Genomic DNA, 15,732 nt, shown 5'->3' with positions numbered 1-15,732 from the left:
TCTTTTACAAGTGAGGGCGCCCCTATTAATCTAAATAAGCGTCTCATTTCCAATCTTCCAGCTAAACCATCTCCCGTGCCCTTCTGTTTCTCCAACCGTTTCACGATATTCGTTTCCGTTAATATAATAATCAATATGAAGGTCACGATCCCACATGTTGTTATACAGGTGGAATACATCACGTTTTGCGCCAATTTCTTGTATTTGTTTTTCTAACTTATGTTTTACTTGTTCTGGTATTTGATTTGCAACATGTGTATGGAAAATACAAATAACAGCTTCTTCACTTATTTGTTCAATAATAGATGATAATAGCTCTACACCGTCTCCTTCTATTAATTGGACAGATTCATTTTTCACTAAAGATGCAGCTTGATCAAACATCTCAAGCCTTTCTTTATGTTCTGGCCAAATTAAAGCACGTAACCATAAATAATCTTCCTTATTATGTAAATCATTCACATGTAAGTCCAGTCCAATTCTTTCTACGACAGATGGGCTTTCTTTTAGAAAATGCGGCACATTCGTCCCTCTTATTTCAGAAGTTACATGCACATTTGAATTTATATTTCCGTACATTTCATCCGTTCCGTACGAATAACGATATTGGTCCCAGAACAGTTGCAACCCAGAACTTGTCCCAATTTCAATTAACGCTAACGGCTTCTTCACTTTGTTAAATATGTAGCAGAAACTTGGGTATAAGTATGCGCACCGTCTTACTTCATTTGTTTGAACGAGTTTCGTTTGTAACAAAGTAATGATTTCTTCTCGGTACTCTTTACAGAAATCTTTAAAATGATTAAAAGCTTTATCTAAATTTGTATCAGCATTTTCAACTAAACTACTATAATACGTTTTTAAATGATGTTCTTTCCCTGCTAACAATAAATAATGTACTGCACCTAATAGTAAGTTTGGGACTGGTTGACCTACCTGAGCATAGGACGATAGTGTAAGTACTTCCTCATCTTCAGCAATTTTCATTGATAAATATTCATATAAATCACTTGACCCTTTACATTCCTTTATTGAAAAGTTTCGAAATAAGTTTGAAATTTGCTCTTTTGTACACATTAGAGTCCCTCCTTTTTATTTTTCAGAATAATCTTACCATTACAGAAAGAATAATTCCATAAAAAGGTACTCGATTTAGTCACTTAAGGATACGTAAGCTTTTTCGAGATAATTTCAAACTGTAATTTTTTTCTATTTATCACCTTAAAAGAGCTTGTTAAATAAGATTTTTAGCGAATAAAACGTTAAATAGTTTAAAATTATCAGATAACACTAGATATTTTAGTCTATTAATTATTATAATAGAGTATGAGATGGTTATATAATTGAGACAAAAAAGGTATACACCTAGGTGGGGCCTAGGCGGTGTTTCTCTTTTACGGCTTAGACATAGAAAACACCTACACTTTTTTGCCAATATAGGGGATGGAGAGATTATCATGAGCAACATGCAGCAAAAAACAGACGTTATCTTAATTGGTGCAGGAATTATGAGTGCAACGTTAGGCTCATTACTAAAAGAATTAGCACCAGAATGGGAAATTAAAGTTTTTGAAAAACTCGCAAGTGCCGGGGAAGAAAGCTCTAACGAATGGAATAATGCAGGTACAGGGCATTCTGCGCTATGCGAACTGAACTATACTTCCGAAAAAGCTGACGGATCTATAGATATTAGTAAGGCTGTAAAAGTGAATGAGCAATTCCAGCTTTCAAGACAATTTTGGGCATATCTTGTAAAGAGCAAATTAATTCGTAATCCACAAGATTTTATTATGCCACTACCTCATATGAGTTTAGTACAAGGGGAAAAAAATGTTGAGTTTCTAAAAAACCGTTTTGAAGCGCTTTCAAAAAATCCACTGTTTCAAGGAATGGAATTTTCTGATGCTCCTGAAACATTAAAAAAATGGCTTCCACTCATTATGGAAGGCCGCACATCTAATGAACCGATGGCGGCAACGAAGATTGACTCTGGAACAGATGTTAACTTCGGTGCATTAACACGTATGTTGTTTGATTACTTAAAAACAAAAAATGTCGAGCTAAACTACAAGCATAGTGTCGAAAATATTAAGCGCACGAAAAATGGTTTGTGGGAAGTAAAAGTACACGATATGAATAGTGGTAAAATTGAGCATCATACTGCTAAATTCGTCTTTATTGGCGGCGGTGGCGGTAGCCTACCTCTACTTCAAAAGACTGGTATCCCTGAATCAAAACATATCGGTGGATTCCCGGTAAGTGGACTATTTATGGTATGTAAAAACCAAAAAGTTGTAGAGCAACATCATGCGAAAGTGTACGGTAAAGCTAAGGTTGGTGCTCCGCCAATGTCTGTACCTCATCTAGATACGAGATATATAGACAATAAAAAAGCTTTACTGTTTGGACCATTCGCAGGCTTCTCACCTAAATTCTTAAAAACAGGTTCAAATCTTGACTTAATCGGTTCTGTAAAACCGAATAACGTCTTAACGATGTTAGCCGCTGGTGTAAAAGAAATGGGACTTACAAAATACTTAATTCAGCAAGTTATGTTATCACATGAAAAACGTATGGAAGAATTACGCGAATTCATTCCGAACGCGAAAAGTGAAGATTGGGATATTGTAGTTGCTGGGCAACGTGTACAAGTAATTAAAGATACTGATGCTGGCGGTAAAGGGACACTTCAATTTGGTACAGAAGTAGTAAGTGCAGCTGACGGCTCAATCGCCGCATTACTAGGCGCATCACCAGGTGCTTCTACTGCTGTTCACGTCATGCTTGAAGTATTAGAAAAATGTTTCCCAAGCCGCATGGTAGAATGGGAAGAAAAAATAAAAGAAATGATTCCTTCATATGGCATTTCACTAACTGAAAATCCAAGATTGTTCCAAGATCTTCACACTTCTACTGGTCGTACACTTGGATTAAACGAAAAAGAAACTGTTCATAATTAATGAAGAAATAAAAAAACGTCCGATATATTCGGACGTTTTTTTGTCTACTAAAAATTATACTTATCAATATTATCTTTCGTAAATACAACTCGTTCTGGTAATACGATAATTCCATTCCCTTCTGCCTCATAATCATATCCTTGAATGGAGTTTGGCTCTACCTTCACTTTTCCAATTCCTTTTACTTCGAAGCTATCCCCTACTTTTAACTTCTTCCCTTTTACAACAATTTCATTTGCTACATACGTTGCGAGAGCACCTTGTTGTTTTACATCCCATAAACCAAATTGTGCTACTGTTCCTCGTTTTACGTAATCACGCATAACGTTTGGTGTAGAGAAGCCAGTTACGACAACCTTTTTATCCATTTTTAAATTTTCAGCTGCTTGTGCCATTGCCGGAAGTGCCGTTGCATCTGGACAAATGACTGCGTTAATATCAGGATACGTTTTTAAAATATTCTCTCCTACTGACAAAGACTTTTGCGCATTATTTTCACCGTACTGCGTCGTTACAATTTCCCAGTTCGGATATTTCTTTTTAATAATTGCTTTCGCTTTCGTTACCCATTGGTTTTGATCCGTTACTGTCGGGCTAGAATAAAAGAAGGCTACTTTTCCTTTATCTCCAATTTGCTTTGAAGTCATTTCTATTAATAAATTAGCAAGTTGGTCTGGTGTTCCTTGGCTTATATAAAAAGAACGATCTTTCGGATTCACATCAGAATCCCATGTTAACACCGTCATCCCTTTTTTCTTAGCACGTTGCAGTGATTGCGATAACCCATCCACTGACGTAGATGAAACCATAATCGCATCATAGTTTTGATTAATGAAATTGTTTATATATTTAACTTGCCCTGAAACACTCGCTTCAGACGGTCCATCATACTTCACTTGCACGCCTAACTTATCTCCCATCTCTTTTGCCCCTTCACCACCCGATGTGAAGAAACCAACCCCTGTTAATTTCGGAATAAATGCAAATTTCACATCATCAACCTTTTTCTTATCTGCCGTTTGACTAGAACACGCAATTAAACCGATTAAACAAATACATACAATCAATACAATCCCCAGTTTTCTCTTCATGACATTTCCCCCTTATGCAAATTCTTTCTTTTCTCCGCTAAGAATTGATGTAATTTGAAATGTCTCATAATAACTGAAAGAATAAGGATAATACCTATTACTACATTGGATTGTTCATTTGTTAAACCCGTCATTTGCAAGCCATACTGCATGAGCCCAATGAAAATACTCGCCAGTACAGTACCAATAATGCTTCCTTTTCCGCCTGTAATAAGTGTACCGCCTAAGACGACTGCTGTAATGATTGGTAAAATTGTTTCACTTCCCATATCAGCACGTGCGGAACCGAAGTAGGCAGTTAAGAAAGCGCCTCCTAATCCACCTCCTAACCCTGAAAGTATGTAAGCAATAATGACTACTTTTTTCGTTTTAATCCCAGTGTATTTTGCTGCATTTTCGTTCGCACCTGTTAATTTTACATGGCGCCCGTATATAGTTCGATGAAATAACACAGTACATAAAACTGTTAATACGATCAGTAGCCATAATAAATTCGGTATTCCTATAAAACTACCATTTGCCAGTTGTACAAATACGTCTGGTAAACCGCTTATTCCTTCATACCCAGAAGCACCTGCCCCTCCTGAAATGACGAGGGCAATTCCCCCGTATAAAAACATCGTTCCGAGTGTAACGACGAGTGGTTCTACATCCGTCATTTTTATAATAAGTCCGTTTAAAGCGCCTGCTAAACAACTAATTATTAGGGCGATTATAACAGCAAACAAAATAGGTATTCCGTTCATCCAAAGTACACCGATTAAGATCGAAGTGAGCCCCATTATTGAGCCGATCGATACATCAATTCCTCCTGTTACTATAACAAAAGTCATTGGTATCGCCGCAATTGCGATAAATAAGAAATCATTTGTACTAAAAAGGAGATTACTAATATTTAAGAAATCACTATTTATTAAACTAAAAAGGATGAATTCTACAAGAAGTAATACAATTAGAACCCCTTCCCATCTATATACATACTTCATAGATTCATCCTCCTTTCTGCCTTCCACTTTTTCATAACACTATCTAATATGATGATAAGTAATAATAAAAAACCTGAAATAGCATTATTCCAAAATGCTGGTATTTTTAAAAAGACGAGTGAGCTACTTATTGTTTCTAAAAATAACGCTCCTAATGCAGCTCCAAATAAAGATCCTGTTCCTCCTTTTAAATGAATTCCTCCTAGTACAGCGGCTGCGATTACTTGTAATTCTAATCCTGTACCTGTTTGATTTGGCACGAAACCGATATTCATAACAAATATGCAACCAGCGATCGCAGCGCTTATGCCTGAAATCATAAACGCATATATCTTCACTTTATTAACAGGTATACCAATAAGCCTCGCGCCATCTTCATTATCACCTACCGCATAAAAGTATCTTCCCAATGGCACTTTTCTTAAAAAGAAGTATAGTAGTAGTAAAATAATAAGAACGAACCATACAGTTATAGGTAAACCAAGAATGATGATAGATGGCAGCTGCTTAAAATCGTTTGGAATATCTTCAATCCACTTCCCGCCTGTGAAAATTAACATTGTACCTCTAATAATTCCTAACATGCCTAATGTCATAATAATGGCTGGTACCCGAAACTTCGCAACTCCAATACCATTTACGAAACCAATAATGGCCCCAAGTATAATAGCTACAAATATCGACAAGAATGCACTATACCCATTCGTTAACATCATTCCGCAAACTGCTGCACTTAACCCCATGCTTGAACCAACTGATACATCTATATTTTTCGTAAATAAGACGAACGATTGACCGATTGCTAGCACGACTAAAATAACGCTTGATTTCATCAGTAAAGATAACGAGTTAAATTGAATAAAACTAGGGTTTATCATTCCTACAATAGCTATATAAATTAGTAGTAACAGTATGATAGACGTTTCATGCATTTTTAACATATGTTTCATTCCGCTACACCTCCGTATGCAAGGCGTGTAACTTCATTCACACTCAGTTGTTCTTTTTCCATATGAGAAACAAATCGCCCATTTCTCATTACATATACACGGTTTACTAATTGGACAATTTCTTCAACATCTGAAGAGATTAATAAAATTGCGAGTCCTTCCCTTTTCATTTTTTTTATCGTCTCATACACTTCAAGCCTTGCTTTCGCATCAATTCCGCGAGTCGGCTCATCAAGAATAATAATTTTAGGATTACATGCAAGATACTTCGCAAGCACGACCTTCTGCTGATTACCTCCTGATAAAGATGCCAGTTCTTTATTCATATTCTGTACAACAATTCGGAACTGTTCTATAAACGAATTAACTAAAGCGCTTTCTTTTTCTTGATTTATAAAAAAGCGATTATTTTGATATAAACTTGCTGCTGCAATATTTTCTTTAACAGAAGCAATTGAGAAAATTCCATTCCTCGCTCTATCCTCTGGCACATAAACTAGTCCTTCGTCTAGCCTTTTATGCAAAGAACACGTATCAATTGATTTTCCACCCAATAAGATAGACCCTGATTTTATAGTTTTCAATCCAAATATCGCTTCTGCTAATTCCGTTCTGCCAGATCCTATAATGCCAGCAACACCTACAACCTCACCGGCATGTACAGTGAATGATATATTTTCGAATGCGTGACCATTTATATCAACCACTTCTAATATTTTTTTCGTCTTTACTGTCTCTTGAACTACTTCTATTTTCTCTTTCTGTTTATATCCTTTTGGCAATAGTCCCTCCATCAGCATGTCATATGTATAGTCACATACATCACCTTGGCTTACAACCATTCCATCACGTAGTATTGCTACTTTGTTGGCAATTTCAAAGATTTCTGGAAAACGATGCGTAATATAAATCATCCCAATTCCTTTTTCTTGTAAACTTTTCATCAACACAAAAAGACTCTTAATTTCGTGTGTTGTTAATGTCGATGTTGGCTCATCTAGAATAAGAATCTCAGCTTCTCTTATTAATCCTCTAACGATTTCTACTAACTGTTGTTGCGCAATCAATAATGTTCCTCCTAGTTTATTAAGGTCAATATCCCATCCTAAGCTGCTAATCAATTGCTGAATCTGTACTTTTAGTTTCTTTTTCTTTTTCTTTTCTTTTAACCCGATACATATATTTTCTTCAATAGTCATATGCGGAAAAATGAGTGGTTCTTGCGGTATTAAATAAATACCTTTTCGGTGTGCTTCTGATGGATTTGAAAACTGTTGCTTCATTCCTTTTACATACATCTCTCCATCATCATACGAATATAACCCCGTTAATATTTTCATTAATGTTGATTTCCCGGCGCCATTTCCCCCCACTAAAGCGTATATATCTCCGCGCTCTACTTGTAAGTTCACTTCTTTTAATACAAGTCGATTTAAAAACGCCTTACTCATTTTCTTTACTTGTAATAAAGGTACGTTCTCCACATGATGTCACCTGCCTTTATCCAGAACATTTTTTGAGAAAATGATTATTTGTTCTACTTGTTTTGTAGCATTGTATATTCCTTTTTTTATATCTAGAACACTTTTTTCTACGTACTATTAATCGTTTCAACTGGAATAAACAAAATATATGGTACATATGTTTAAGCTGTGGTCAATTGTTGAAAGGGATGAAGAGTATGACTCAGCTGAACTTTGAAGAAAATTTATTAACTAAAGTAGCTTGGTACTATTATAAAGACCAATTAACACAACAGGAGATCGCGTCACTTCTTCATATTTCAAGAAATAAAGTCGTCCGGTTATTAGATAAAGCGCGGAGTGAAGGTATCGTTACATTTCACGTAAAAGGGACTGGTTTGCACTGTTTAAGTATTGAGCGTGACCTAATGAAAAAATTCCACTTAAAAGATGCTTTTATTATCCCTACCCCAGTAAACAATTATCACGCTTCTCTCGGAAAAGCTGCTGCACAATATTTAGAAACTCATCTCCAGCAAGACGATTTACTCGGTATTGGCTGGGGAGAAACAATTAGCAAAATGCTAGAAAACATTCATTTTGAAAGTTCTATCAACCTTTCAATCGTAACGCTCACAGGCGGGGTAAATCACTATCTCCCGAGAAAACAAAACTATTTACACTACATGCAAGGCGAACTTCACATTATCCCTACGCCGTTTCTAGCGTCTACAACCGAAATGGCACAAAGTATTCTATCAGAACCGAGTGTAAAAGATATGCTTCAAGTCGCTTCACTTGCTCATACGGCTGTTGTCGGTATTGGGGGATTATCTCAAGACGCTACGATTGTAAAAGAAGAAAAATTAACACTACGTGAGATGACATATATTCGTAGTCAAAACGGTGCTGGCGATATTTTAGGTCAGTTTTATAATACAAATGGCGATTTATTAGAGCTCTCGCATCACAATCGTCTAATTGGCACGCCCCTCTCTATTTTGCGCAATATGAAGCATGTCGTCGGTGTTGCTGGAGGTACTGAAAAGATAGATGCAATTTATGGTGCCTTAAAAGGAAAGTTTATTCATTCATTAATTACCGATGAGGAAACTGCCCTCTCCTTATTACGAAAGGATGGTGATTGTTAATGTCCCATTTATTAGCTTTCGATGCTGGTACAGGGAGCATTCGAGCAGTTCTTTTTGATTTACATGGTAATCAAATTGCAGTAAGTCAAAAAGAATGGATTCACAAATCTGACCTTCGTTATCCAGGCTCTATGAACTTTGATGTAGTAGAAAATTGGAAGCTAGTACAAGAATGTACGAAAGAGGTGCTTCAAAAAAGCAACACTCCTGCCTCTTCTATTCTTGCTATTAGCGCTACAAGTATGCGAGAAGGATTTGTTTTATATGATCAAGATGGGCAAGAAATATGGGCGTGTGCAAATGTTGATGGGCGCGCATCCGTCGAAGTTAGTGAATTAAAAGAAATTCGGTCACATCTTGAAAAAGATTTATATACAAAGTCTGGTCAAACTTTTTCATTAGGTGCTTTACCACGCCTACTCTGGATAAAAAAACATGAACCCGACGTCTATAATAATATTCACTCTTTTACAATGTTAAACGATTGGATTTTATATAAACTAAGCAGCGTACTACAAATTGATCCCTCAAACGGATGCACGTCAGGTATTTTTGACTTACAAAATAGAGTGTGGGATAACGATGTCGCTAAGGAGTGCGGTCTATCTTTGCCATTTTCACCAACAGTAAATGAAGCTGGTACAGTAATTGGCAACGTTACAAAAGAGTGTGCAGCATTAACTGGATTACGTGAAGGGATTCCTGTCGTCGCCGGGGGTGGAGATGCTCAAATGGCATCGCTCGGAACAGGAATCGTGAAACCGAATCAAACGTTAATATGCGGGGGTAGCTTTTGGCAACAAGAAGTGAATGTTACTGAGCCAATAACAGATCCACATGCTGCGATTCGAGTAAATTGTCACGTTGTTCCGAACCTATGGCAATATGAAACAATCGCCTTTTTCCCAGGTCTCGTTATGCGCTGGTTTCGAGACGCTTTTTGCCAAGAAGAAAAGAAACTTGCTGATAAACTCGGTGTAGATGCTTATGAATTACTAGAAGAACAAGCGAAAGACGTACCTGTCGGTTCACATGGCATTATCCCTACTTTTTCAAACGTTATGAACTACATTTCTTGGCGTCATGCCGCACCTTCTTTTTTAAATTTAAGTTTAGACGCTGACAAATGCGGAAAAAAAGAACTGTTTCGTGCTATTGAAGAAAATGCAGCCTTCATTACACTTGGAAACTTAAAATTAATAAAAAATCTAACTGGCACATTCCCTTCTGAAGTTATTTTTGCTGGCGGTGCCGCTAAAGGAAAACTATGGCCACAAATTCTATCAGACGTACTCGGTATTCCTGTAAAAGTACCTGTTGTGAAAGAAGCAGCTGCTTTAGGAACTGCGATTGCTGCTGGAGTTGGTGCTGGCATATATTCATCTATGGAAGAAACTGCCGAAGAGTTTGTACAGTGGGAGCAAACATTCGAACCAGTTACTGAAAATCACGAACTATATAAAGAGTTCTATGAAACATGGAAAACTGTATATGACAGTCAGCTCGCTTTAGCTGATAAAGGGCTCACCTCACATATGTGGATTGCGCCTGGTGCACTGTAACACATTACATAAAGGAGTGAACTGTATGTTAAAAGCGAATGAAAATGACTTCTCCTATCGCTTCGGTGATAACGGGCCGAAATATTTAATACAAGGTCCAAATATTGATCTTGGCCTTGTTGTCATTCAACCGGGCCAGGAGTTTCAAAACCATTATCATACGACGTGCGAAGAGGTCTTTTATGCATTAGAAGGTGAAATAGATTTCTATGTGAATAATGAAAGAGTTCCAATTAAACAAGGTGATGTCCTGCAAGTTCGTCCTCATGAATCTCACTATCTTATTAACCATTCTGACAAACCTTTTAAAGCTGTTTTTATTAAGTCACCACATTTACCAAATAAAGATACTGTACAAACGGAAAATCCAACATTAACGAAGGAGTGATTTGGAATGACTTGGGGATTTAAAAATCGATTAAATACAATTTTACCTGATGGTAGAGCGGTTATGTTAGCAATAGATCACGGTTATTTCTTAGGACCAATTCACGGACTAGAACAACCACTTGAAACAGTAAAAAACTTACTTCCTTATACAGACTCCCTCTTTTTAACGCGTGGTGTACTTAGCTCCTGTATTCCTGAAAACTGCAGCACACCGATGGTTATGCGTGTATCTGGCGGCGCTACTGTCGTCGGTAAAGATTTAGCGAATGAAACAATTGTTACACCTGTAAAAGAAGCAGTGAAGCAAAACGCAATTGGCGTTGGCGTTTCTGTTTTTGTCGGATCAGACTATGAAACACAAACTGTTTCGAATCTCGCAAATGTAGTCTCTGAAGCTCACGATTACGGCCTACCCGTACTCGGCATTACCGCAGTCGCAAAAGAATTACAAAAACGTGAAGCTCGCTTTCTAGCACTTGCTTCCCGCGTATGTGTTGAAATGGGTGCTGATATTATTAAAACGTATTACTGCGAAGGATTCGAAAAAATAACGAGCACATGCCCTGCCCCAGTCGTCATCGCAGGTGGCCCAAAACTAGATTCAATTGAAGACGCATTAAACATTACGTACAATGCGCTGCAAGAAGGCGCAATTGGAGTAGACATGGGCCGAAACATATGGCAATCCGAGCACCCAGCTGCGATGATTCAAGCGATACATGGCATTGTGAAGAATGGATTGAATGTGAAAGAGGCGCTTGAACTTTATGATGATGTGAAGAATTAATGTGAAAAGACAGACTATTTATTAGTCTGTCTTTTTTACTTTACAGTGAAACTTTCTTAATCCGTCTTCTAATATGATACATACTTAAATTCTATACACCTTCAAATGATTACTCTTGATGATTACTATTAAGCTTTGAAACTTTCTTACCTTCTCTATAATCAAGACAAGACACTTCAATTAATAAGCCATTAAATACTGTAAAATAAAAACCATAACTACTACCTCGCATCGAATAAGGTTCCTTATCTATTTCAATGCCGCCTGCTACTAAACGATTATACGCTTGATCAACTTCATTTGAAGTATCCACTAAAAAACCAATATGAAAAGCTTCAGGATACATAACTTCCTTATTTCCCTTAAATGCTTTTGGATCGCTCAGCACAAGTATAAATCCACTTTCATCACTCATCACTACTAGTGCCTTTCCCTTTTGCTCCAAAAATTGAAAATCAAAAAATGTTTCAAAGAAATGTCTCGCTTCTGATAAATCATCAACACATAAATTCAAATGATTTAACTTCATTCACTCATCTCCTTTTAAGCAGAGGGTATGTAGACTCATTTTCATAACACTTAAATATGCAAGGTAAGATATTCAAGCGTTCCGTCTAAGACTATGCTTTATAAGTCTAATACTTTTCTCCATAGCCTAGAACGTTTTTTATGACTGCAATTATATAAACCGTTCGACGTGAAATATTAATGTACCTATATAAAATAGTCTCATTATTTATTTTCCAGATTGTGTAGAACCCACTCAACCAGGAAAATTGCTGAAGGGATGCGCTCTGTTGTATCACCTAAAAATAGCTTATTAAGTAACTCATCTAAATGAATTGGCTTATTCGGCAACGTTTGAATATACCTTAAAGCAGATCCCGCTGGCGGTACTGGCTTATTATTAATAGCCCATATCCCTTCTAACAATGTCCAAGTTGACGTATGAACTAAGTATGAAGCTTTTAACTCATCATTTGCTTTTAAAGCAGATTGAATTTTAATAAGCGAACTATGCAACCAATGAGAAATGCCCTTCATTTTGTCACTTGAAACACGATAGTTTTCAAATTCATATGTAGCTATTTCCTTTAACTTTTTTAACTCACCGCTTTTATCAAACAAAATTTTCCCTTCTAGAAATGAGTATAGTTCCATCGGATTGTTTTTAAAGTTTACTTGAATTTGATTAAAATCTGCACCCTTATATTCAACTAAAATATCTTCTCTCATTTCAGAATGAAATTTCTTCTTTTGTCCGTCTTCTAAAAGAATATAGAAGTCTAAATCAGATTCAGGATATGCATCGCCTCTTGCAACAGATCCAATTAGCATGAATCCATTTACCTTTTCCATAGATAAGACTTCCGCTACTATTGTTTGCACTAATTTTTTATGTTGTTCATATGTAATGAATGCAAGTTTTTCTATCATTCCCATCCCCCCAGTAATAAAAAAGAGGATACATGATTGCTTCTACAACATGTATCCTCTGCTTGTATATTACGACTGCTGATAAGCCGCTTTTGATGATTTCACATAATAAACTGCGTGATCCACATTAATGATATGATCTGGTTTTGGTTTACCACGGCCCGCTCTATGTCCAGCTAAGTGTTCTTCACTTGTTTCCCAGTTTTTCCATGCTTCTTCAGATTCCCAGCGAATCATAACGACTACTTCTTCGTCGCCGCGTCTTACTTTTTTCACAAGAACACTTAAGTCAATAAAGCCTTCAAATTTTTCAATAATACCTTCTCCAGTAAAACGTTCTACAACTATATTTGATGTACCTTCTTTTACTGTAAATGTTTTCGTTTCGATAAACATATATCCCACTCCTTCATTGTAATACGAATACTACTATTATAGTTGATTATGATAATTATTTTCAATTATAAAGTTTAAATTTTTCGAATTATGCTGTTTTCTCTTCTATCGCCTCATCTAAAAATTTGAAATATGGGAATAAGATTCCGATTAAAGAAGTGACACATATAATTGAACCGATAATAAAGTATAGTGCTCTTACTCCCCACATTTCACTCAATATGCCCCCTACTAACACACCTAACGGCATAGCGGATCGTATGAAAAATAATCGCACCGAAAATATTTGTCCTATCATATTGTTCGGAACTGATTGTTGGCATATCGTTGTGTTATAAACATTGAAAAATGCAATACAAACACCTGCAACTATTTCAATTATTACCGCCATTACAATACTGTGGTTAAAACCTAGCGAAATGTATGTGAGTCCCCCGATAAACAATCCTCCAAGCATAAGTATACGCCTGCTTTTATATGTTACTTTTCCGACTAGTATAGATCCAACTACATAGCCAAGTGGGAATCCGGCCATAAAATAACCAAATTCCGCATATCCCGCTGACAGCTCGTCTTTTATATAAGGAAGATTTGTAACCATCGTTACCCCAACTCCAAATTGCACGAAAGTAAGAAATATACCGAGCCAAACGATGATTGGTTTTGTAAAAAAATATGTAAAACCGTGAAGAAACTGTCCAAGCCACGTTTTCCGAATAGGTTGCGACGTTCTATTTTCTTTTATATAAAGTAAGAAAGCACCACTAACAAATAAACAAATGCATACGAAAGATAATGTAAGTTCTGTTCCAATGAAATGAATGACTACTCCGCCTAATACTGGCGCAAGAAACATCATAAGGCGAGTCATTCCATCAATGTACGCATTTGCATCTTGAAGTTGTTCTTTCCCTACAATGCTCGGTGTAATTGCTTGACTTGCAGGTGTATAAAGTGGTGTAATAAGTCCCACTACAATTTGAACAACATAAATGTGCCAAACTTCTATACTACCCGAAACTAGCATCACCAAAGGTAATAAAAATACGGACGCTCGTATCCATTGTGAAAAAATCATAATCCACTTCCGGCTCCATTTATCAATAAATGGGCCGCTGATTAATTGCAGTATGAGTGATGGGATGAAATATAATAACCACATACTACTTAAAGCCATTTCTGATCCTGTTAACTCATATACTAGAATTGAATTACATAACGTTCCGAAAGCCCCTCCTAATTCAGAGATTGCACTACCAATCCACATAAAAAAGAACGAACGATTTTTCAATATATTTTTCAATTTCACACACCAACTTTTCTTTTATATTCCTCCCTTTATGTACATTCTCGTTGTTAATTATCTATTCAAAAACATATCTAATTCTTTCGCTAAAGACTGTACTGCTTTCTTTCTTAATACATATTTTCCGTCATGTATATCAACTAACTTCGCTGCACGTAACAATTTCAAATGATGGTGTACAGTCGATTTACCGAGTTGCAATCTTTCCGTTATTTCCTGTAATGTACGTTCTTTTTCAAACAACATTTTTACAATTCGCAATCTCGCTTCATCTCCAAGAGCCTTATGTTTTTGAACTAAAAAATAATTCGGTTCATACGGATCTTCAGGATGAATACTTTCATTCGCAACTGGATAATGAAATACTTTCGTATCATCAATATCTGCTTCAATATTCCACGGTCTGTACGTCATTTGCGGAATAAGAAGTACGTGATGAACACTTGGCTCTGGCATATAGTTCACTCCGCCAGTCGCCCACTCGACAAACTCTTCCGGCTTCATCTTTTTATTCATTTCATTTTTTGCTTCATAATCTCGTTTTAATATAGAAAGTATTTCTTCTTCCTCACTCTTAATTACACTCTCATACCACCCTGTCATTACAGCGATTAAATGAGATTTCAGCACTTGTACATCTACATCACATATAAAGCGAATGTACGTAGAGAAAAAATGATGATCATGTGTTAATTCCTTTAGCTCATGTATTGCAGTTCCATCTCTACTTGCGGCTAAACGTCTTTTTTTCTCATATTTCTCCCCTAAAAACGGTAAGCATGTATACTTCAAATCTTCTTCTGAAAGTGAATCGATTTTAGCATGAAACTGCGATACACCCTGTATGTCTTCTTCATACAACAACTGAAGCAATGCTTTCCACGTATTATTTTCTTCGACAAATTGTAAGTGCTCTCTCATTTCTTCTGTTAATGATTTCTTAATTTCTTCCCATTCATTTTGACTCTTTTCAAGTGTATCAATTAACCTCTTATGAGTAATTGCTGCAATGCCAAGCGCACATTCGAAAAGTATCGAATATTTCACTTGAACGTTATAAGTTTCCCTCTTTCTACTCGTTATGTGATAGACCTCCATTTTTATCCCCTCCTTGTTTGCTATATATTAAATTCTATTTTTATCGAATTTAACCTTCTATATTTTTAGAATTATTTTGCGACTTCAAAAAAACTCTAATCAATGAGCAAATAGAGAAAGGTTTATACTCTTTTTCATTCTGACTTAATTAAAGC

15 protein-coding genes are annotated in these 15,732 nt (G+C 36.3%); 5 read left to right on the top strand and 10 right to left on the bottom strand.

The features are described 5' to 3' along the window. Window positions 1-30: 30 nt before the first annotated feature. A complete protein-coding gene (locus tag DN404_RS27525) occupies window positions 31-1,077 on the bottom strand; it encodes a DUF2332 domain-containing protein (protein ID WP_149215715.1) in 1,047 nt (348 codons plus the stop codon). A gap of 380 nt (window positions 1,078-1,457) precedes the next feature. On the opposite strand from DN404_RS27525, the gene DN404_RS27520 reads away from it, so the two are divergent. Next, the gene (locus tag DN404_RS27520) at window positions 1,458-2,960 is read left to right on the top strand and encodes a malate:quinone oxidoreductase (RefSeq protein ID WP_000069138.1); all 1,503 of its coding nucleotides are present in this window, start codon (window positions 1,458-1,460) and stop codon (window positions 2,958-2,960) included. Between the two features lie 47 nt (window positions 2,961-3,007). Here DN404_RS27520 and lsrB read toward each other — a convergent pair whose 3' ends face one another. From lsrB to DN404_RS27500, 4 genes are read right to left on the bottom strand one after another with little or no spacing between them, the layout of a single operon-like run. Further along, window positions 3,008-4,051, bottom strand: a complete 1,044-nt coding sequence (gene lsrB, locus DN404_RS27515; protein WP_149215714.1) for an autoinducer 2 ABC transporter substrate-binding protein LsrB — start codon at window positions 4,049-4,051, stop codon at window positions 3,008-3,010. Next, a complete protein-coding gene (locus DN404_RS27510) occupies window positions 4,048-5,037 on the bottom strand; it encodes an ABC transporter permease (RefSeq protein ID WP_000878526.1) in 990 nt (329 codons plus the stop codon). Before DN404_RS27510 ends, lsrB begins: the two co-directional genes overlap by 4 nt. Next, complete coding sequence (locus DN404_RS27505; protein WP_025710051.1) at window positions 5,034-5,987, bottom strand: ABC transporter permease subunit; 954 nt, start codon at window positions 5,985-5,987, stop codon at window positions 5,034-5,036. The genes DN404_RS27510 and DN404_RS27505 overlap by 4 nt, the downstream gene beginning before the upstream one ends. Next, window positions 5,984-7,471 carry a sugar ABC transporter ATP-binding protein gene (locus DN404_RS27500; protein ID WP_149215713.1) on the bottom strand — a complete coding sequence of 496 codons (1,488 nt, stop codon included), beginning with the start codon at window positions 7,469-7,471 and terminating at the stop codon, window positions 5,984-5,986. The genes DN404_RS27505 and DN404_RS27500 overlap by 4 nt, the downstream gene beginning before the upstream one ends. Before the next feature lie 197 nt (window positions 7,472-7,668). On the opposite strand from DN404_RS27500, the gene DN404_RS27495 reads away from it, so the two are divergent. The 4 genes from DN404_RS27495 to lsrF are packed head-to-tail and all read left to right on the top strand — an operon-like array spanning window position 7,669 to window position 11,340. Then, complete coding sequence (locus DN404_RS27495) at window positions 7,669-8,601, top strand: sugar-binding transcriptional regulator (RefSeq protein ID WP_149215712.1); 933 nt, start codon at window positions 7,669-7,671, stop codon at window positions 8,599-8,601. Then, window positions 8,601-10,163, top strand: a complete 1,563-nt coding sequence (gene lsrK / locus DN404_RS27490; protein ID WP_000018812.1) for an autoinducer-2 kinase — start codon at window positions 8,601-8,603, stop codon at window positions 10,161-10,163. Before DN404_RS27495 ends, lsrK begins: the two co-directional genes overlap by 1 nt. Window positions 10,164-10,188: 25 nt before the next feature. Next, on the top strand, window positions 10,189-10,551 hold the full coding sequence (locus DN404_RS27485) for a cupin domain-containing protein (protein ID WP_000909986.1): 363 nt from the start codon (window positions 10,189-10,191) through the stop codon (window positions 10,549-10,551). A gap of 6 nt (window positions 10,552-10,557) precedes the next feature. After that, window positions 10,558-11,340 (top strand): 3-hydroxy-5-phosphonooxypentane-2,4-dione thiolase, encoded by a 783-nt coding sequence (gene lsrF, locus DN404_RS27480; protein WP_000219772.1) that lies wholly within the window; start codon window positions 10,558-10,560, stop codon window positions 11,338-11,340. Window positions 11,341-11,449: 109 nt separating this feature from the next. Here the strand turns inward: lsrF and DN404_RS27475 are convergent, their stop codons facing one another. The 5 genes from DN404_RS27475 to DN404_RS27455 all read right to left on the bottom strand — a co-directional run bounded on the left by DN404_RS27475 (window position 11,450) and on the right by DN404_RS27455 (window position 15,577). Beyond that, the gene (locus DN404_RS27475) at window positions 11,450-11,869 is read right to left on the bottom strand and encodes a VOC family protein (RefSeq protein ID WP_000773081.1); all 420 of its coding nucleotides are present in this window, start codon (window positions 11,867-11,869) and stop codon (window positions 11,450-11,452) included. Between the two features lie 203 nt (window positions 11,870-12,072). After that, complete coding sequence (locus DN404_RS27470; RefSeq protein WP_000570640.1) at window positions 12,073-12,777, bottom strand: nucleotidyltransferase family protein; 705 nt, start codon at window positions 12,775-12,777, stop codon at window positions 12,073-12,075. A gap of 69 nt (window positions 12,778-12,846) precedes the next feature. After that, window positions 12,847-13,173, bottom strand: a complete 327-nt coding sequence (gene hmoA / locus DN404_RS27465) for a heme-degrading monooxygenase HmoA (protein WP_000469496.1) — start codon at window positions 13,171-13,173, stop codon at window positions 12,847-12,849. An 88-nt stretch (window positions 13,174-13,261) separates the two neighbouring features. Beyond that, window positions 13,262-14,482, bottom strand: coding sequence for an MFS transporter (locus tag DN404_RS27460; RefSeq protein ID WP_149215711.1), 1,221 nt, complete (start codon window positions 14,480-14,482; stop codon window positions 13,262-13,264). A gap of 51 nt (window positions 14,483-14,533) precedes the next feature. Next, the gene (locus DN404_RS27455; protein WP_016077529.1) at window positions 14,534-15,577 is read right to left on the bottom strand and encodes an ArsR/SmtB family transcription factor; all 1,044 of its coding nucleotides are present in this window, start codon (window positions 15,575-15,577) and stop codon (window positions 14,534-14,536) included. Window positions 15,578-15,732 lie beyond the last annotated feature (155 nt).

Source organism: Bacillus sp. TE8-1 (assembly GCF_008368855.1).
Lineage (GTDB): Bacteria > Bacillota > Bacilli > Bacillales > Bacillaceae_G > Bacillus_A > Bacillus_A cereus.
This window is presented reverse-complemented; position numbering and strand designations above follow the sequence as displayed.

Coding starts and splice junctions, on each gene's coding strand:
- DN404_RS27505 (WP_025710051.1), bottom strand. CDS start 5,987: ATGAAACATATGTTAAAAATGCATGAAACGTCTATCATACTGTTACTA.
- DN404_RS27495 (WP_149215712.1), top strand. CDS start 7,669: ATGACTCAGCTGAACTTTGAAGAAAATTTATTAACTAAAGTAGCTTGG.
- lsrB (WP_149215714.1), bottom strand. CDS start 4,051: ATGAAGAGAAAACTGGGGATTGTATTGATTGTATGTATTTGTTTAATC.
- DN404_RS27475 (WP_000773081.1), bottom strand. CDS start 11,869: ATGAAGTTAAATCATTTGAATTTATGTGTTGATGATTTATCAGAAGCG.
- lsrK (WP_000018812.1), top strand. CDS start 8,601: ATGTCCCATTTATTAGCTTTCGATGCTGGTACAGGGAGCATTCGAGCA.
- DN404_RS27455 (WP_016077529.1), bottom strand. CDS start 15,577: ATGGAGGTCTATCACATAACGAGTAGAAAGAGGGAAACTTATAACGTT.
- DN404_RS27470 (WP_000570640.1), bottom strand. CDS start 12,777: ATGATAGAAAAACTTGCATTCATTACATATGAACAACATAAAAAATTA.
- DN404_RS27520 (WP_000069138.1), top strand. CDS start 1,458: ATGAGCAACATGCAGCAAAAAACAGACGTTATCTTAATTGGTGCAGGA.
- DN404_RS27485 (WP_000909986.1), top strand. CDS start 10,189: ATGTTAAAAGCGAATGAAAATGACTTCTCCTATCGCTTCGGTGATAAC.
- DN404_RS27525 (WP_149215715.1), bottom strand. CDS start 1,077: ATGTGTACAAAAGAGCAAATTTCAAACTTATTTCGAAACTTTTCAATA.
- hmoA (WP_000469496.1), bottom strand. CDS start 13,173: ATGTTTATCGAAACGAAAACATTTACAGTAAAAGAAGGTACATCAAAT.
- DN404_RS27510 (WP_000878526.1), bottom strand. CDS start 5,037: ATGAAGTATGTATATAGATGGGAAGGGGTTCTAATTGTATTACTTCTT.
- lsrF (WP_000219772.1), top strand. CDS start 10,558: ATGACTTGGGGATTTAAAAATCGATTAAATACAATTTTACCTGATGGT.